General features: G+C 72.3%; 14 protein-coding genes. 10 read left to right on the forward strand and 4 right to left on the reverse strand.

Going from position 1 to position 17,534, the window contains the following annotated elements:
* Positions 1–215 precede the first annotated feature (215 nt).
* The gene (locus tag BM223_RS02615; protein ID WP_038681872.1) at positions 216–1,499 is read right to left on the reverse strand and encodes an HNH endonuclease signature motif containing protein; all 1,284 of its coding nucleotides are present in this window, start codon (positions 1,497–1,499) and stop codon (positions 216–218) included.
* A gap of 258 nt (positions 1,500–1,757) precedes the next feature.
* Here BM223_RS02615 and BM223_RS02620 point away from each other — a divergent pair, with 258 nt between their 5' ends.
* Positions 1,758–2,348, forward strand: coding sequence for a hypothetical protein (locus tag BM223_RS02620; RefSeq protein WP_038681870.1), 591 nt, complete (start codon positions 1,758–1,760; stop codon positions 2,346–2,348).
* A 29-nt stretch (positions 2,349–2,377) separates the two neighbouring features.
* Positions 2,378–3,178: a hypothetical protein gene (locus tag BM223_RS02625; protein WP_141267391.1), complete on the forward strand. Its 801-nt coding sequence runs from the start codon at positions 2,378–2,380 to the stop codon at positions 3,176–3,178.
* A 37-nt stretch (positions 3,179–3,215) separates the two neighbouring features.
* Here the strand turns inward: BM223_RS02625 and BM223_RS02630 are convergent, their stop codons facing one another.
* Together BM223_RS02630 and BM223_RS02635 are read right to left on the reverse strand one after the other, a co-directional pair.
* Positions 3,216–4,346, reverse strand: coding sequence for a hypothetical protein (locus BM223_RS02630; protein WP_038681867.1), 1,131 nt, complete (start codon positions 4,344–4,346; stop codon positions 3,216–3,218).
* 2 nt (positions 4,347–4,348) lie between these two features.
* Entirely contained in the window at positions 4,349–4,711 is a 363-nt protein-coding gene (locus BM223_RS02635; RefSeq protein WP_038681866.1) for a hypothetical protein, read from the reverse strand.
* A 181-nt stretch (positions 4,712–4,892) separates the two neighbouring features.
* On the opposite strand from BM223_RS02635, the gene clpB reads away from it, so the two are divergent.
* The 8 genes from clpB to BM223_RS02670 all read left to right on the forward strand — a co-directional run bounded on the left by clpB (position 4,893) and on the right by BM223_RS02670 (position 16,286).
* On the forward strand, positions 4,893–7,493 hold the full coding sequence (clpB, locus tag BM223_RS02640) for an ATP-dependent chaperone ClpB (protein ID WP_038681864.1): 2,601 nt from the start codon (positions 4,893–4,895) through the stop codon (positions 7,491–7,493).
* Positions 7,494–7,649: 156 nt separating this feature from the next.
* Positions 7,650–7,739, forward strand: a complete 90-nt coding sequence (locus tag BM223_RS28195) for a potassium-transporting ATPase subunit F (RefSeq protein ID WP_141267390.1) — start codon at positions 7,650–7,652, stop codon at positions 7,737–7,739.
* A gap of 2 nt (positions 7,740–7,741) precedes the next feature.
* Entirely contained in the window at positions 7,742–9,400 is a 1,659-nt protein-coding gene (gene kdpA, locus BM223_RS02645) for a potassium-transporting ATPase subunit KdpA (RefSeq protein ID WP_038681862.1), read from the forward strand.
* Positions 9,397–11,412 carry a potassium-transporting ATPase subunit KdpB gene (gene kdpB / locus BM223_RS02650; protein WP_038681860.1) on the forward strand — a complete coding sequence of 672 codons (2,016 nt, stop codon included), beginning with the start codon at positions 9,397–9,399 and terminating at the stop codon, positions 11,410–11,412. The genes kdpA and kdpB overlap by 4 nt, the downstream gene beginning before the upstream one ends.
* Positions 11,413–11,417: 5 nt before the next feature.
* On the forward strand, positions 11,418–11,990 hold the full coding sequence (kdpC, locus tag BM223_RS02655; RefSeq protein WP_082003804.1) for a potassium-transporting ATPase subunit KdpC: 573 nt from the start codon (positions 11,418–11,420) through the stop codon (positions 11,988–11,990).
* A 4-nt stretch (positions 11,991–11,994) separates the two neighbouring features.
* Complete coding sequence (locus BM223_RS02660; protein WP_038681856.1) at positions 11,995–14,496, forward strand: sensor histidine kinase; 2,502 nt, start codon at positions 11,995–11,997, stop codon at positions 14,494–14,496.
* Positions 14,493–15,176 (forward strand): response regulator, encoded by a 684-nt coding sequence (locus BM223_RS02665; RefSeq protein WP_038681854.1) that lies wholly within the window; start codon positions 14,493–14,495, stop codon positions 15,174–15,176. Before BM223_RS02660 ends, BM223_RS02665 begins: the two co-directional genes overlap by 4 nt.
* Before the next feature lie 42 nt (positions 15,177–15,218).
* Positions 15,219–16,286 carry a hypothetical protein gene (locus BM223_RS02670; RefSeq protein ID WP_038681852.1) on the forward strand — a complete coding sequence of 356 codons (1,068 nt, stop codon included), beginning with the start codon at positions 15,219–15,221 and terminating at the stop codon, positions 16,284–16,286.
* Between the two features lie 6 nt (positions 16,287–16,292).
* On the opposite strand, the gene BM223_RS02675 is transcribed toward BM223_RS02670, so the two are convergent.
* Positions 16,293–17,492 carry a pyridoxal phosphate-dependent aminotransferase gene (locus BM223_RS02675; RefSeq protein WP_038681850.1) on the reverse strand — a complete coding sequence of 400 codons (1,200 nt, stop codon included), beginning with the start codon at positions 17,490–17,492 and terminating at the stop codon, positions 16,293–16,295.
* Between the last annotated feature and the right edge of the window lie 42 nt (positions 17,493–17,534).

The raw sequence follows: 17,534 nt of genomic DNA on the forward strand, positions 1-17,534 counted from the left end.
CTCGACCGCCGACAGCCACGGTGGGTGGGGGAACCCGAGACTCCTCCACCCACTGTTGGGCCGAGCTGAGCGTGATGCCGCGCTGCGAGGTGGTCGCGGCGATGGATCGCGAGGCGGCTGGCGCTGGCGCTGGGTTGCGGGCTGCTTCGGTGCGGGGTCTTTTCACTGATGGCGTGGTGGCGCGCCGCAGTGGTTGCGGTACCTGGTTGCGGTCGTCAGTGGGTGTCGGGTTGTTGCCGGTACACCCCTGGCTCGGGGTCGTCGGCTTCATCTGAGTGGTCGTGCTGGTGCGTGCCGCGGTGGCTGACCTCGAAGTGGAAGCCGGACGGGCTTCGCCACAGGTAGGTCCCGATCTTGGTGACCTGGTAGCGCCAGGTGCTGTGGGTCTTGGCCCGGTGGTGGCGCCGGCAGAGCGGAACGAGGTTGCACGGGCAGGTCGGCCCGCCTCGGTTGTGGGGTTGGGCGTGGTCGAGGTCGCAGCGCATCGCGGCCCTGGTGCAGTACGGGAAGCGGCACGTGTGGTCGCGGAGCTCTACGGCTTGGCGGTGACGGTTCGGGATCTCGTAGGCCGTGACCGGGACATGCCCGGCGAGGTCGAACACCGGCCGGACCGTCACCGACATGCCTGGCTGGGCCAGCCACTCACGGATCTGCTCGGCGCTGATCGGGGTCTGGTCCCATCGGCCGACTGGGTTGCTTCCAGCGAGGGTCGTGTCGGTGATGTGGAGGTTGAGCACAGCCCGGCGGCGAGGGGCGCCGTCGGGGCCGAGGTCCAGAGTGAGGTCGTTGCGGGCCAGATCGCCGACGGCCTGGGAGCGGCGCACGTCCAGGCTCGCCTCGTTGCCCAGCCGACCGAGCAGGGTCGCGCGGCGGCTGATCGCGTCGTCGAGGTCACGGCCGTCGGCGGCGTCGAGAAGGCCGTCGATCGACACCAACCCATTGCCGTCCGGCACTCCGACCTCGACGTAGCGATGGTCGCTCGCCGCCACACGCTCCGCCTCGTAGCGCTCGGGGTCGAACCGGATGACCGCCTCCGCGATCAGCCGCTCGAGTTGGGCCCAACCCACGCCGGTGGCGTTGAACAGCTGCCGGTCGACGAACGCGGCGGCAGCGGGGCAGAGGGGGCGGGTGGCTTCGGCGATCCGCTCGGCGCGCCACGGCGCCAACCGCCCCGCCACCACCGACGCATAGACCTGCGGGAGCCGCCACGCACACTCCAGCACCCGCCCCACGTAGACCCGGCCGCCATCAGGGGACCGGCCCAGCACGGCCACCAGTTCCATGAGCGCGAACTCCGAAACCAGCGGGGCGCCCTCGCCCGCGATCGGGAGGCCGGTGTCGACGAAGCCGTCGCGGATGGTCGCGGCGCCCTCGGCCGCGGCCTCGGTGAGGGTGTTGCCCGCGGCCCATTCCACGATCCCCGCCCACTCCCGAACCACCGACTCCTCACGCCCGCGCACCTCGGCCCGGAGGCCGGCGAGAAGGGCGGTCGAAGTCATACCCGTATTAGATCAGGAGGGTCCGACACAACCCCGCGGTTAACGTCCGGCCGGCTGCTGTGCAGCCGATATCCGGACGCCCGTCCGGATATCGGCCGCCTCGGTGCTGTTCTCCACCGACGACGGCGCCATGGACCGACACTGTCCGGACAGACGGGGCACATGCCCTGCTCGGCGTCGCCAGGAGACTAGGGGTAGTGAGTGACGTTCCTACGGAGTCGTGTCGGTCGACGAGCTCGGATCGGAACGGTCCTCGCAGTGCTGGTGGCAGGGATCGTGCTGGCAGCGCAGCTGCTCACGGCCGCGCCGAGCGCGGAGGCGAACAACTGGTACGGCAACACCGGCTACGTCGCGGCCTGCCCCCTCAACGGGAACATGACCGACAACAAGGACGTCTACTTCTGGAATGAGGACCTTGCCGCCGACAACTCGTCCGCGGTCGCCTGGACCCGCACCAACCTGCTGAACCCGACCTCGCTCGACACGTTCCCCGCCGCCACGATCGGCGGCGCCGACGTAGTGAGTCGGGACCGCTACTACACCGACTGGTGCGTGGGCTACTTCGGCGAGTGGACCACCGACGGGGTCTACGGAACGGTCGGTATCACCGCCTGCTACGCGACCGTCGCGAACGGTCGCTGCGACCAGCAGGTGATCCGGATCAGCAACGTCTGGTTCGACCACTGGGGCACGAAGGGCGACCGGTTCGCCGTGTGCCACGAGATCGGGCATGCCATCGGCCTCGTGCACCGCAACACTGGTCAGGGCTGCATCTGGACCGGCGTCGGGATCTCCACCCTGAACAACTACACCGCGCACGACCTCAACCACTTCAACGCCGCCTGGTGACGGCCACGGCGACTAAGGACGGCACCGTGATGACGACTACTCCCCAGTGCGGTCCGCGGCGCGGGAGGCGCAAAGTCGCCCGGGCGACAGCCGTCGCCGTCGCGACCGCTGCCCTGGTGCTCATGGCCGGGTGCGGCACCCAGACCGCCGGCGAGGCCGACCCGGGCGCCCACAGGGTCGGCGACCCGGACTACGTCTTCGACCAGATCAAGACAGCGCGGGAGTCCGGGGTGGCGCTCGTCTCCCACCCCGACTCACTGCTCGACTCGCTGCCCAACCACCACGTCATCGCGAAGACGGAGAAGGGCACGATCGAGACTGCGTTCACCGACCTGGTCCTCACCGGCAAGGTCGTCGACGTCCGTCCCGGCGACGCCGTCCGGTACACCAGCACGGACCCGAGCTTCGAGGGCAACGAAGAGGAGGGCATCAAGTCCGTCGACTTCGACGACCCCGCCGCCAACGACCGCAACGTGGTCGTCACGATCAAGCCCACCTGGTCCGCCGGCGAGAAGATCGGAGAGACCATCGAGGTGCGGATGGGAACCGCCGGTGGCGATCCCCACGACTTCATGGCCGGCCTCCGGGGGCTCCAGGACGACGAGACGCTCTGGCTCCTCAAGAGGTCCGCGCAGAGCCGGTACCAGGGCGAGTGGACCACCGTCATGGGCTCTGCCCTCGTCGGTCCGGTGGGCCAGGACGGAACGATCAACTTCCCCGCACTCGGCGGTGACGAGGAAGGCTTCGTGAAGACCCTCACCACCATCACCGCCGTCCGCGAGGCCGCCGAGGGGCCCGAGCGGACCACGCAGATGGATCTGACCCAGTAGCCGTACCCGGTCGACGCAGGACCCGGTGCCGCGGTGCCTACAGCCGCACCTCCGGCGGGGACCAGTCGCGGTGGCTGGCCCCCACGTCGGCGACGTACGACGAGAAGCCCTGCGCGCCGGTCGACGAGCCGTCGTCGGTGGGCTCGGTCCGGATGGCGTCGAGCACCTGGCGCAGGTGGGTGTCGAGGGTGGCGAGGTCGTTCATGAAGGCGCTATGGATCTCGTCGGCGGTGGCGGCCTGGAGCGACTCCATGACGACGACCTGGTCCTGGATGAAGTAGTCGAGGGTGCCGGTGACGAGGCTGACGCCGCCGGCGGTGATGGAGACGGGGGCGAAGGGGATCAGGGCGGCGAGGCCGGTCCAGTAGCTGATGGTGCCGAGGATGACGCCGGGCTGGCTGTTGTCCCGGATCGCGCCGGTGGGCCAGGAGCCGCTCGGCTCCTTCCACTGCTGCCACTGGCGCAGCGCCAGGCGGGCGTGGTCGCGGGCGGCCTTGGCGACGTCGAGGAGGTTGGTCTGGAAGTCGGAGAGGGCGGCGGCGGTGCGGGCGGTGGTCGAGGCGAGCCGGGCGGCGGCGTGGAGGTAGAGGCTGCACTTGTCGTTGACGTCGTCCCAGAAGGCGAAGAACGAGCTCGCGCTGTCGGACGTCGTGGGCCAGTGCGTGCCGAGGGCGGCGAGCCACTCGGGGGCCACGGGGTCGTCGAGGGCGACCCATCCGGCGCCGGGCCGGAGCTGGCGCTGGAGGAACAGGGTGAGGTCGCCGAAGGCGCTCGCCGAGGTGGCGACGGCGGCGGCGTCCGGCTCCCAGACGTTCTGGCTCGCGATCCGGTACAGGCTCGGGACGGCGCCGCCGGTCCAGCTCGTGTGGGCGTCGCGCCAGACGGTGTCGATCGCCTCCTGCATCAGCCGCTCGCGGTCGCCGTTGGTGACCCGGGAGGTGAACCAGTCGGGGTGCTGCGGCGACATCATCACGACGCCGCTGACCCGCTCGAAGCCGTAGGTGCCGGGGACGGTGAAGGTCAGCCGCTCGTGGGTCCAGCCCTCGGGGGCCTCGCGGTCCCACTCGGCGTCCTGGAGGCGGACGGCGGCCTCGTTCCCGGCGAGCTGGCCCAGCAGGTCGGCGAGCTCGGTGAAGACGGGCTCGACCTGGTCGAGGAAGCCGGACATCCCTAGACCTCCGGGGCGGTGGGCTCGGTGGGCAGGTCGGGATCGCCGAGGTAGCGCTGGTGCTGGGCGAGCCACGCGGCGGCCTCGGCGTCGACCTCGACGAAGTCGTCGGCGATCCGGTCGAGGGCCACGGCGCTGTCGTTGAAGGTCCGCACGAGCGTCCGCAGGTGCGCGAACAGCTCGACCGACAGGTCGGCGAGGTCGCCGCCCAGCGGGTGGCCGCCGGCCAGGGCGAGCTGGTCGACGGCGGGCCCGATCCCGGTGGTGAGCAGCTCGGCGTGGGTGCCGAAGGCGGTCGCCTGGGCCGGCAGCTCCTCGTGCGCGGCGCGGTAGATCGCGCTCATCTTGATCTCGATCACCGACATGGGGAGAGCGTGGCCGGGCGGCGAGGGGGAGAAACGGGCGGAATCCGCGGGTGCGCCGAGATTCTCAAAGTTGAGTGGAACAGACTCAAGTTTCTTGACGTTGAAGACAGTGACCGGTTGGGAGGTCCGCCAGCGGACGATCCCGGCCAAGATGGACCCAGCCACCACTCGGAGGAGCCACATGAGCCAGTTCGGGGCCGACAAGTTCACCACGCGCAGCCGCGAGGCGATCGAGGCCGCCCAGCTCGCCGCGACCACGGCGGGCAACACCACCGTCGAGCCGATCCACCTGCTCGTCGCGCTGCTGCTGCAGAACGACGGGACGGCGGCCAGCCTGGTCGCCAAGGCGGGCGTCGACGTCCCCCAGCTCGTCCACGCCGCGTCCGCGGCGCGCGACGCCCTGCCGCGGGCCAGCGGCGCGACCGTCCAGCAGCCGTCGGGCTCGGCCGCGCTCACCCGCGTCCTGGCCTCGGCGCTGGACCTCGCCCGGTCGATGAAGGACGACTACGTCGCCTCCGAGCACCTGCTCATCGCGCTGGCCACCGTCGAGTCGAGCGCCCGCACGGTGCTCACCGACGCGGGGCTGACCGAGGAGGGACTGCGCGCGTCCCTCTCCGCCGTGCGCGGCGACCGACGGGTGACCAGCCAGGACGCCGAGGACACCTACGAGGCGCTGGAGAAGTACTCGGTCGACCTCACCTCCGCTGCCGAGGACGGCAAGCTCGACCCCGTGATCGGGCGGGACCAGGAGATCCGCCGGGTGATCCAGGTGCTGAGCCGCCGGACCAAGAACAACCCGGTTCTCATCGGCGAGCCCGGCGTCGGCAAGACCGCCGTCGTCGAGGGGCTCGCCCAGCGGGTGGTCGCGGGCGACGTCCCGGACAGCCTCAAGGGCAAGCGCGTGCTGAGCCTCGACCTGATGGGCATGGTCGCCGGCGCGAAGTACCGCGGTGAGTTCGAGGAGCGGCTCAAGGCCGTCCTCGACGAGATCAAGCAGGCCGAGGGCAAGGTCATCACGTTCATCGACGAGCTGCACACGGTCGTCGGCGCGGGCGCCGGCGGCGACAGCCAGATGGACGCCGGCAACATGCTCAAGCCGATGCTCGCGCGCGGTGAGCTGCACATGATCGGCGCGACCACGCTCGACGAGTACCGCGAGTCCATCGAGAAGGACCCGGCGCTCGAGCGCCGCTTCCAGCAGGTGTTCGTGGGTGAGCCGTCCGTCGAGGACACGATCCAGATCCTGCGCGGCATCCAGGAGAAGTACGAGGCCCACCACGGCGTGCGGATCACCGACGCCGCGCTGGTCGCCGCCGCGACGCTCTCCGACCGCTACATCTCCGGCCGCCAGCTCCCCGACAAGGCGATCGACCTCGTCGACGAGGCGGCGTCCCGGCTGCGCATGGAGATCGAGAGCAGCCCCGAGGAGATCGACCAGCTCCGCCGCCAGGTCGACCGGCTCAAGATGGAGGAGTTCGCGCTCGCCAAGGAGTCGGACGACGCCTCGCGCGAGCGGCTCGAGGCCCTGCGCCAGGACCTCGCCGACAAGGAGGAGGAGCTGCGCGGCCTCGAGTCCCGCTGGGAGCGGGAGAAGTCCGAGCTCGAGGGCGAGGGCGTGCTGCGCCGCCGGCTCGACCAGCTGCGCGTCGAGGCCGACAAGCTGACCCGTGAGGGCAACCTGGCGGGCGCCAGCGAGATCCTCTACGGCCAGATCCCCGCGCTGGAGCAGCAGATCAAGGCCGCCGAGGCGGTCGATCCCTCCACCGGCTCGGGCACCGAGAGCGAGAAGCTCGTCGGCGAGGAGGTCGGGGCGACCCAGGTCGCCGAGGTCGTCGAGGCCTGGACCGGCATCCCCACGGGGCGCCTGCTCCAGGGCGAGACCGCCAAGCTGCTCGACATGGAGCAGGCCATCGGGGCCCGCCTGATCGGGCAGGCCGACGCGGTGCGCGCCGTCAGCGACGCCGTACGACGGGCCCGGGCCGGGATCTCCGACCCCAACCGGCCGACCGGCTCGTTCCTGTTCCTCGGCCCCACCGGCGTCGGCAAGACCGAGCTGGCGAAGTCGCTCGCCGACTTCCTGTTCGACGACGACCGGGCGATCGTCCGCATCGACATGAGCGAGTACGCCGAGAAGCACTCGGTCGCGCGTCTCGTCGGTGCCCCTCCGGGCTATGTCGGGTACGACGAGGGCGGTCAGCTCACCGAGGCGGTGCGCCGGCGTCCCTACTCGGTCGTGCTGCTCGACGAGGTCGAGAAGGCCCACCCCGAGGTCTTCGACATCCTCCTGCAGGTGCTCGACGACGGGCGGCTGACCGATGGCCAGGGCCGCACGGTGGACTTCCGCAACACGCTCCTGATCCTGACCTCCAACCTGGGCTCGCAGTACCTCGTCGACCTGACGATGGACCCGGCGGCGCAGAAGGAGGCGGTGCTCGCGGTCGTGCGGCAGTCGTTCAAGCCCGAGTTCCTCAACCGGCTCGACGAGATCGTCACGTTCGACGCGCTGACCCGCGACGACCTCGCGCACATCGTCGAGATCCAGCTGCGCTCGCTCGAGGCGCGGCTCGCCGGCCGGCGGATCACCCTCGAGGTGACGCCGGAGGCGCGGGCCTGGCTGGCCGACGTCGGCTACGACCCGGCCTACGGCGCCCGGCCGCTGCGCCGCCTGGTGCAGACGGCGATCGGCGACCCGCTCGCGCGGATGCTGATCGGCGGCGAGGTCGCCGACGGCGGCGCGGTCACGGTCGACCGCGGCGACGATGGGCTCGTCCTCACCGCCTGAGCTCTCCGCTCCACGAGGCCCCCGGACCCGGCGTCCGGGGGCCTCGTGCGTGCCGGCCGTGGGCCGGGCCACAGCGGCGGCAAGACCGCGTCAAAGCGCGCTAAGAACGCGTCAAGACAGGCGGAGCGGGCCGGAACCCGGACGAGGCTCGGCCTCATGAGTATCGAAAGCTGCCTGCTGATCGCGGGGGTGATCGCCGTGGCGATCTACCTCCTCGTGGCCCTGGTCCTCCCGGAGCGCTTCTAGCCATGTCCGACACCGCTGCCGGACTGCTGAGCATCGCCGTCCTGGTCCTCCTCCTCGCCGCCGTCTACGTCCCGCTCGGCGACCACATGGCCCGCGTCTACACCTCGTCCCGCCACCTGCGCGTGGAGCGCCTGGTCTACCGCCTCAGCGGCGTCCGCCCGGACGTCGAGCAGAGCCCGCGGTCGTACGCGCTCAGCGTGGTCGGCTTCTCGCTCGTCGGCGTGGTCGTGCTGATGGCGATCCTGATCGGGCAGTCCCACCTGCCGATGAGCCGGGACCTGCCCGGCATGCCGTTCTGGATGTCGTTCAACACCGCGGCGTCGTTCGTGGCCAACACGAACTGGCAGTCCTACGCGGGTGAGTCGACCCTCGGCTTCACCGCCCAGATGGCCGGGCTGGCGGTGCAGAACTTCCTGTCCGCCGCCGTCGGCATGGCCGTCGCGATCGCGCTGGTCCGCGGGTTCGTCCGGGTCAAGGACGGCACGCTCGGCAACTTCTGGGTCGACCTGACCCGGGGCACGGTGCGGATCCTGCTGCCGATCGCGTTCGTCGGCGCGGTGCTGCTGATCGCCGGCGGGGTCATCCAATCGTTCTCCGACTCGACGATGCACACGCTGTCGGGCGCCGACCAGGTGCTGACCGGTGGCCCGGTCGCCAGCCAGGAGGCGATCAAGGAGCTCGGCACCAACGGCGGTGGATTCTTCAACGCCAACTCCGCGCACCCGTTCGAGAACCCCAGCGGCTACACGAACCTGCTCGAGATCTTCCTCATCCTCGTCATCCCGATCGCGCTCACCCGCACGCTCGGCACGCTGCTCGGCAGGCGCCGCCAGGGCCTCGCCGTCCTCGGTGCGATGGTGTTCCTGATGGCGGTCTCGCTGACGGTGGTCACCGTGGCCGAGGTCGGCGGGCACTCCGCCACCGCGCAGGCCGCGGGCGCCGCGATGGAGGGCAAGGAGACGCGCTTCGGCGAGTGGGCCTCGGCGCTGTTCGGCATGGCCACCACCGGTACGTCGACCGGCGCGGTCAACTCCGCCCACGACTCGTTCACGCCGGCCGGCGGGGGCGGCGTCCTGGTCAACATGATGCTCGGTGAGATCACGCCCGGCGGCGTCGGCTCCGGCATCTACGGGATCCTCGTGATGGCGATCCTGACCGTCTTCGTCGCCGGCCTCATGGTCGGCCGCACGCCCGAGCTGCTCGGCAAGAAGATCGGCTCGCGGCAGATGACCTATGTCGCGCTCTACACGCTGACCACGCCCGCCCTCGTGCTGCTCGGCACCGGCGTGGCGATGGCGCTCGGCGCGACGCCCGACACGATGGGCAATCCCGGCGGGCACGGGTTCAGCGAGGTGCTCTACGCCTACACCTCGGGCGCCAACAACAACGGCAGCGCGTTCGGCGGGATCACGGTGACCTCGACCTTCTTCCAGGTCACCATCGGCCTCGCGATGCTGCTCGGCCGGCTGATCCCGATCGTCCTCGTCCTGCTGCTGGCCGGCTCGCTCGCCCAGCAGGGCAAGGTCCCCGAGACCGCCGGCACCCTGCCCACCCACAAGCCCCTCTTCGTCGGGATGCTGGTCGGCGTCATCCTCATCATGACCGGCCTCACCTACTTCCCGGCGCTCGCTCTCGGTCCGATCGCAGAGGCCCTCGCATGACACTCCGACTCCTGGCCGCGCAGGCCCTCCAGCAGCTCCCCGAGGCGCTGCGCAAGCTCGATCCCCGCCACCTGTGGCGCTCCCCGGTGATGTTCCTGGTCTGGCTCGGGTCGGTCGCGACGACGGTCGCCGCGATCACCGGCCCCAGCGTGTTCACGATCTCCGTCGCGGTGTGGCTGTGGCTCACCGTCGTCTTCGGCAACCTCGCCGAGGCGGTCGCCGAGGGCCGTGGCAAGGCGCAGGCCGCGTCGCTGCGGGCCACCCGGACCGACACGGTCGCCCGGCTCCTCGCCGACGACGGTACCGAGAGCCGGGTCCCCGGCACCCGGCTGAAGGTCGGCGACCGCGTGGTCGTCGAGGCCGGTGAGGTGATCCCCGGCGACGGCGACGTCGTCGAGGGAATCGCGTCGGTCGACGAGTCCGCGATCACCGGCGAGTCCGCGCCGGTGATCCGCGAGGCGGGCGGTGACCGCAGTGCGGTGACCGGTGGCACCCGGGTGCTGTCGGACCGGATCGTCGTCACGATCACCGCCGCCGCCGGCGAGACCTTCCTGGACCGGATGATCGCCCTCGTCGAGGGCACCTCGCGCAAGAAGACGCCCAACGAGATCGCGCTGTCGATCCTGCTGGTCAGCCTGACCCTGGTCTTCCTGACCGCGGTCGCGACGCTGCCGCCGATGGCCGACTACGCCGGGGCGCCGCAGGACCTCGTCGTCCTGGTCGCGCTGCTGGTCTGCCTGATCCCGACGACGATCGGGGCGCTGCTCTCGGCGATCGGCATCGCCGGCATGGACCGGCTGGTCCGGGTCAACGTCCTCGCCATGTCCGGGCGCGCAGTCGAGGCCGCGGGCGACGTCAGCACGCTGCTGCTCGACAAGACCGGGACGATCACCTACGGCAACCGGCAGGCGGCCCGGTTCGTCCCGGCGCCCGGGGTGAGCGAGGAGCGGCTGCGCGACGTCGCGCGACTGTCGAGCCTCGCCGACCAGACGCCGGAAGGTCGCTCGATCGTCGAGCTCGCCCTCACGCAGGGCGCCGACGACCGCGACCTTCCGGCCGGGGCGACGTTCGTCGAGTTCACCGCGCAGACGCGGATGTCGGGCGTCGACCTCGCCGACGGCACCCAGGTCCGCAAGGGTGCCGGCTCGGCCGTCGCCGGCTGGCTGGGCACGAACCCCTCGCCCGAGGTCACCGACGTCGTCGACGAGATCGCCCGCTCCGGCGGCACCCCGCTCGTGATCGGCTGCATCGACGCCGGCGCCGCCGAGGGCCGGGTGCTGGGCGTCGTCCACCTCAAGGACGTCGTCAAGCAGGGCATGCGCGAGCGCTTCGACGAGCTGCGCTCGATGGGCATCCGCACGGTGATGATCACCGGCGACAACGCCCTCACCGCGCGGGCGATCGCGGACGAGGCGGGCGTCGACGACTTCCTCGCCGAGGCGACGCCCGAGGACAAGATGGCTTACATCCGCAAGGAGCAGGAGGGCGGCCGGCTCGTCGCGATGACCGGCGACGGCACGAACGACGCCCCGGCGCTCGCCGCGGCCGACGTCGGCGTCGCGATGAACAGCGGGACGGCGGCCGCCAAGGAGGCCGGCAACATGGTCGACCTCGACTCCGACCCGACGAAGCTCATCGACATCGTCGAGATCGGCAAGCAGCTGCTCATCACCCGCGGCGCGCTCACCACGTTCTCGATCGCCAACGACGTAGCGAAGTACTTCGCGATCATCCCGGCGATGTTCGTCGCGGCGTACCCCTCGCTCGACAAGCTCAACGTGATGGGCCTCGCGACGCCCCAGTCGGCGATCCTCTCGGCCGTCATCTTCAACGCGCTCGTCATCGTCGGCCTGATCCCGCTGGCCCTGCGGGGCGTCCGGTTCCGGGCGGCGTCGGCGACGTCCGTGCTGCGCCGCAACATCCTCGTCTTCGGGCTGGGCGGCATCGTCGTCCCGTTCGCCGGCATCAAGCTCATCGACCTGCTCGTCTCGACCATCCCCGGAATCGGCTGATCACCATGCTCACTGACCTCACCCGCCAGTCCCTCGCGGGGCTCCGGCTCCTCCTCGTGATGACCGTCCTGCTCGGCGTCGGCTACCCGCTCGCGGTGTGGGCCGCGGGCCAGGCGTTCGGCGACCGCGCCGAGGGCCAGCCGGTCTCGTACGACGGCCGCGTGGTCGGCTCCCGGCTGCTCGGGCAGCAGTTCGAGGGCGAGCGGTGGTTCCACAGCCGCCCGTCGGCCAACGACTACGACTCGCTCGCCTCGGCACCCAGCAACCTCGGGCCCAGCAACCCGGACCTGCTCGCGCTGATCGCCGAGCGCCGGGCGCAGGTCGCGCAGACCGAGGGCGTCGACCCGACCCAGGTGCCGGCCGACGCGCTCACCGCCTCGGGCTCCGGGCTGGACCCGCACATCTCCCCGGCGTACGCCGCGCTCCAGGTGCCGCGGGTGGCGCGGGCCAACGGGCTCAGCGAGGCCACGGTCCGCCGGCTGGTGGCGGCGAGCACGACCGGCCGGTCGTTCGGCTTCCTCGGGGAGCCCGGCGTGAACGTCCTCGAGCTCAACCTCGCGCTGCAGCGGGCAGACTGAGCCCATGGACCGAGGCAGGCTGCGCGTGTACCTCGGTGCGGCACCGGGGGTCGGCAAGACGTTCGCGATGCTCGACGAGGGGCACCGGCGCGCGGAGCGCGGGACCGACGTCGTCGTCGGGTACGTCGAGACGCACGGCCGCCCGAAGACCGAGCAGGCGCTGGGGGACCTCGAGCAGGTCCCGCGGCGCCGGCTCGGCTACAAGGGCGCCGAGCTCGAGGAGATGGACCTGCAGGCGGTGCTCGACCGCCGGCCCGCCGTCGTCCTGGTCGACGAGCTCGCGCACACCAACGTCCCGGGCAGCGTGAACGAGAAGCGCTGGCAGGACGTCGAGGCACTGCGCGACGCCGGCATCGAGGTCGTCACCACCGTCAACATCCAGCACCTCGAGTCGCTCAACGACGTCACCGAGGCGATCACCGGCGTGCGCCAGCGCGAGACCGTGCCCGACCACGTCGTCCGCTCGGCCGACCAGATCGAGCTGGTCGACGTGAGCCCGCAGGCGCTGCGCCGGCGGATGGCGCACGGCAACATCTACGCCGCCGACAAGATCGACGCGGCGCTCTCGCGCTACTTCCGCGAGGGGAACCTCACCGCGCTGCGCGAGCTCGCGCTGCTCTGGCTGGCCGACCGGGTCGACGAGGGGCTGGAGCGCTACCGCGCGCAGCACGAGATCGACTCGACCTGGGCCACCCGCGAGCGGGTGATCGTTCCGGTCTCCGGCGGCCCCGAGTCGCTGACGCTCATGCGCCGGGCGGCCCGGATCGCCAGTCGCAGCGCGGGCGGCGAGTGGCAGGCGCTCTACGTCACCCGGCGCGACGGGCTCAGCGGCATCGCCCCCGATCGGCTCGCGCAGCTCCGCGCCAAGGCCGAGGGGCTCGGCGGCAGCTTCCACACCGTCGTCGGCGACGACCCGGCCGAGGGCATCCTCGACTTCGCGCGCGCCGAGAACGCCACCCAGGTGCTCATCGGCGCCAGCCGCCGCGGCCGGGTCTCGGCGCTGCTGCGGCCCGGCGTGGGGGAGCGGGTGGTCGCCGCGTCCGGCGACATCGACGTCCACATCGTCACCCACGAGCACGCCCGCCGGGGCGGACCGAGCCCGCTGCGGCCGCCCGCGAGCCTCGGGCGGCGCCGGCGGGTCGCCGGGCTCGTCTTCGCGGTCCTCGGCCCGGTCGGGTTCAGCCTGGTCCTGTGGGCGAGCAACGACCTGCACGGCCTGCCCACCGAGGCGATGACGCTGATGGTGGTCGTCGTCGTGACCGCGCTGATCGGCGGGCTGCTCCCCGCCGTCCTCGCCGCGCTGCTCAGCGGCGTGCTGCTCAACCTGCTGTTCACGCCGCCGTTCTACACACTGACGATCGACGAGCCGGAGAACGCGATCGCCATCCTGCTCTTCGTCGTGGTCGGCATCGCGGTCGCCACCGTCGTCGACAACGCCGCCCGTCGTACCGCCCAGGCGGCCAAGGCCCGGGCCGAGGCCGACGCGCTCACCGTCCTCTCGCACAGCCTGCTCAATGCCAGCGACGACCTGGCCGGGCTGCTCACCTCGGCCTGCGAGCTCTTCAGCGCCCGCGGGGCCGCGGTGTTCCGGCGCCGCGACGACGGCACCGAGGAGGTCCTCGGCGCCTGCGGCACGCCGCCTGAGAGCGTCGCGGCCGCCGACATGAGCGCCGACATCGACGAGCGCACCGTCCTGGTCCTGGTCGGCTCGCGGCTGCCGGCCTCCGAGCGCGGCCTGCTCAACGCCTACGCCGCCTACGCCGGCGTGATGGCCGAGCGCCGCCGGGCCACGCGCGCCGAGGTCGAGCGGCTCCGCCTGGCCGAGGCCGACCGGACCCGGACCGCCCTGCTCGCCGCCGTCTCCCACGACCTCCGCTCACCGCTCGCCGCGGTGAAGGTGGCCGTGTCGAGCCTGCGGAGCACCGACGTCCAGTGGTCGGCCCAGGACGAGGCCGACCTGCTCGAGACCATCGAGGAGGCCACCGACCGGCTCACCGCGCTCGTCACCAACCTGCTCGACATGAGCCGGATCCACACCGGCTCGGTCCGGGTCGCACTCACCGAGACCGGGCTGGTCCGGGCCCTCGACCAGGCCGTCGCGCCGCTGGCCGGCGGCGCCCGGATCGAGGTGCGCGTCGACCCCGACCTCGAGGTGCTCGCCGACCCCGGCCTGCTCGACCGGGTGCTCGCGAACATCTGCGAGAACGCGCTCAAGTACACCCCCGACAGCGCCCGGATCCGGATCGACGCCGTCACCGACGGCGACCGGGTCACGCTGCGCATCGCCGACACCGGGCCCGGGGTCGCCGCGGGCGACCACGCACGGCTCTTCGTTCCGTTCCAGCGGCTCGGCGACGTGCCCGACCAGGACGGCGTCGGGCTCGGTCTGGCGGTGGCCGCGGGCCTGACCGAGGCGATGGGTGGCACCATCGCCACCGAGGAGACGCCCGGCGGCGGGCTGACGTTCGTGCTGGAGCTGCCGGCGGCGGAGGAGGTGCAGGGATGACGGTCGTGCTCGTGGTCGACGACGACCCGGCGATCCGCCGTACCCTCGCGATCAACCTGCGCGCCCGCGACTACGAGGTCGAGACCGCCGGCGACGGCCGCTCGGCGCTCCAGGCCGTCGACGAGCGGATGCCCGACGTGATCCTGCTCGACCTGGGGCTGCCCGACCTCGACGGCGTCACGGTGCTGCGCCGGCTGCGGACCTTCAGCCAGGTGCCGGTCATCGTGGTCTCCGCGCGGACCGGCTCCGACGACAAGGTCGAGGCGCTCGACCTGGGCGCCGACGACTTCGTCACCAAGCCGTTCGTGATCGAGGAGCTCCTCGCCCGGATCCGCGCCACCACCCGCCGGGTCGGCGTCGAGGAGCCCGCGCTGCGCCTCGACGTCGACGGCCTCGCCCTCGACCTCGGCGACTCCCGGGCCGTCCGCGACGGCGCGGAGGTGCACCTGACGCCCACCGAGTGGGCGATCGTCGAGGTCCTCGTCAAGCGCCGCGGGAAGCTGGTCCGGCAGACCGAGCTCCTGCACGCCGTGTGGGGTCCGGCGTACGACAGGCAGACGAACTACCTGCGCGTCCACCTCGCCAGCATCCGCCGCAAGCTCGAGCGCGACCCGGCGCACCCGGCGCTCTTCGTCACCGAGCCGGGCATGGGCTACCGGTTCGCGCCCGGCGTGGCCTGACCACCGGCGGACGGCCTGGGGGCGTCTGGTGGAATGGGGCCCATGACCAAGGAGGAGCCCCGGCCAGGACAGGCGACCCTCGCGGGAGCCCTGATCATCGGCGGCTCGGTCATCCTCGTGCTCGCTGCCTGGCAGCGGATCGCGACGCTGCGCACGCTCGAGGTCCAGGAGAGCTTCGAGAAGGTCGTGCGCGACCCGATGCTCTCCGAGCTCGGCTGGACCGCCGACGACTTCTCGATGCTCGTCCGGGTCCTCTGCATCGTCGGCGCCGCCGCCGCGACCGCTGCCGCGATCCTCGGCGTCCAGGTCTACAAGCGCTCGACGAGCGCCCGCATCGCGCTCACCGCGCTCACCCCGTTCCTGTTCCTCGGCGGGCTCGTCTCCGACGGCTTCCTGACGCCGATGGTGCTCGTCGGCATCGCGCTGCTCTGGCTCCAGCCGACCCGCGACTGGTACGCCGGACGGCCGTGGGTCAAGCGCTACGAGGAGCGCCGGGCCGCGCGGCTCGCCGCACTCCGGCCGCCCGCCTCGACCGCTCCCGGGCAGCCTCCCGCTCCGGCGGCCCCGGCTCCGGCCCCGGCGCCGGCTCCGACTGCCGGGGCGCCGCGCCCGCTCACCGGCCCGGCGCCGATCCCGCCGCGCCACCCGGGGCAGCGCCGTCGTACCGCCGCCGAGCGGGGGCCGCGCCCGCCCGCGCTGCGCCTGGCGTGCGTCCTGACCTGGGCCAGCTCGGCGCTGGCTGTGGTCGGCCTCGGCTTCGGCGCGACCTTCGCGAGCCGGCTCGGCGAGGAGATCTTCGCGCAGATGACGCGCGAGCAGCCCAAGATGCTCGAGGCCTACCAGCTGACCGAGTCCGAGCTGGTCGCCACGCTCTACCTGCTCTTCGTCGGCGGCGCGCTGTGGGCGGTCGGCGCGACCGTGCTGGCCGGGCTCGCCTACCTCGGGCACAACTGGGCGCGGATCGTCCTCGCCGTCTCGGGTGCCGCTGCCGCCGCCGTGGCGCTGTTCTTCACGCTCGCACTCTGGCCGCTCGTCGTCCTCGTCGGGATGCTCGGCGCCGCCACCTGGCTGCTCACCCGGCCCGAGGTGGGGCGCTGGTTCCTGCCCTGAGTCCCGTCACCGCGTACCGGGAGCGGTCAGGTCGGCGGCGGCGAGGCGTCGCACCGCCTCGGCGATGACGTCGGGACGCTTGCAGAACGCCCAGCGGACCAGGTGCCGGCCGGCGCCGGGCGCGTCCGGGTCGTCGTAGAAGACCTCGGACGGGATCGCGACGACGCCCGCCCGCTCTGGCAGGGCGCGGCAGAAGTCGCCGCCGCTGGCCCAGCCGAGGGCGCGGACGTCGGTCGTCGCGAAGTAGGTCCCCTCGGGCACGTACGTCGTCAGCCCGGCCGCGCGCAGTCCGGCGACCAGCTGGTCGCGCTGGGCCTGCAGGTCGCCCGCGAGGGCGGCCGGGAAGTCGTCGCCCGCGTCGAGCGCCGCCGCCACCGCCGGCTGCAGGGGCGAGCCCGACGTGAACGTCAGCCACTGCTTGGCGCCCACGACCGCGGCGACGAGGTCGGCCGGACCGGCCGCCCAGCCGATCTTCCAGCCCGTCACCGACCACGACTTGCCGGCGCTGGACAGGGTGAGGGTCCGCTCCGCCATCCCCGGCAGCGTCGCCAGGGGGACGTGCCGGCGTCCGTCGAAGGTCAGGTGCTCGTAGACCTCGTCGGTGACCACGAGCAGGTCGTGCTCGCGGGCGACCCGGGCGACCGCGGCCAGCTCGGTCTCGTCGAGGACCCGCCCGGTCGGGTTGTGGGGCGTGTTGAGCAGGATCAGCTTGGTGCGGTCGGTGACGGCGGCCGCGAGCTCGTCGGGGTCGAGCCGGAAGTCCGGGGCGCGCAGGGTGACCGGGCGCCGTACGCCGCCGGCGTAGTCGATCATCGCGGTGTAGGAGTCGTAGTACGGCTCGAGCACCACCACCTCGTCACCCGGGTCGACCAGCCCCAGGAGTGCCCCCGCGATCGCCTCGGTGCACCCCGTCGTCACGGCCACCTGGGTGTCGGGGTCGAGCACGATCCCGTAGCGCCGCTCCTGGTGGCGGGCGATCGCCTGGCGCAGCGCCGGGATCCCGATCCCGGGCGCGTACTGGTTGGCGCCGTGGTGCAGCGCGTGGGCGGCCGCGTCGAGCAGCGCAGGCGGACCGTCGGTGTCCGGGAAGCCCTGGCCGAGGTTGACCGACCCGGTCCGCACCGCCAGCGCGGACATCTCGGCGAAGATCGTCTGGCCGGTCCCGGCGACCCGGGCGGCGGCGCGGCTGGCGGCGGGGGAGGGCACGTCGTGACCCTATCCGGGATCAGCGGCGGGGCGCGTCCTCTC

Source organism: Pimelobacter simplex (assembly GCF_900114845.1).
Lineage (GTDB): Bacteria > Actinomycetota > Actinomycetes > Propionibacteriales > Nocardioidaceae > Nocardioides > Nocardioides simplex.

Excerpts from the sequence above, each read along its gene's own strand:
- BM223_RS02625 (WP_141267391.1), top strand. The coding sequence starts at position 2,378 with ATGACGACTACTCCCCAGTGCGGTCCGCGGCGCGGGAGGCGCAAAGTC.
- BM223_RS02635 (WP_038681866.1), bottom strand. The coding sequence starts at position 4,711 with ATGTCGGTGATCGAGATCAAGATGAGCGCGATCTACCGCGCCGCGCAC.
- clpB (WP_038681864.1), top strand. The coding sequence starts at position 4,893 with ATGAGCCAGTTCGGGGCCGACAAGTTCACCACGCGCAGCCGCGAGGCG.
- BM223_RS02660 (WP_038681856.1), top strand. The coding sequence starts at position 11,995 with ATGGACCGAGGCAGGCTGCGCGTGTACCTCGGTGCGGCACCGGGGGTC.
- kdpA (WP_038681862.1), top strand. The coding sequence starts at position 7,742 with ATGTCCGACACCGCTGCCGGACTGCTGAGCATCGCCGTCCTGGTCCTC.
- kdpC (WP_082003804.1), top strand. The coding sequence starts at position 11,418 with ATGCTCACTGACCTCACCCGCCAGTCCCTCGCGGGGCTCCGGCTCCTC.
- kdpB (WP_038681860.1), top strand. The coding sequence starts at position 9,397 with ATGACACTCCGACTCCTGGCCGCGCAGGCCCTCCAGCAGCTCCCCGAG.
- BM223_RS02630 (WP_038681867.1), bottom strand. The coding sequence starts at position 4,346 with ATGTCCGGCTTCCTCGACCAGGTCGAGCCCGTCTTCACCGAGCTCGCC.
- BM223_RS02670 (WP_038681852.1), top strand. The coding sequence starts at position 15,219 with ATGACCAAGGAGGAGCCCCGGCCAGGACAGGCGACCCTCGCGGGAGCC.
- BM223_RS28195 (WP_141267390.1), top strand. The coding sequence starts at position 7,650 with ATGAGTATCGAAAGCTGCCTGCTGATCGCGGGGGTGATCGCCGTGGCG.
- BM223_RS02615 (WP_038681872.1), bottom strand. The coding sequence starts at position 1,499 with ATGACTTCGACCGCCCTTCTCGCCGGCCTCCGGGCCGAGGTGCGCGGG.
- BM223_RS02665 (WP_038681854.1), top strand. The coding sequence starts at position 14,493 with ATGACGGTCGTGCTCGTGGTCGACGACGACCCGGCGATCCGCCGTACC.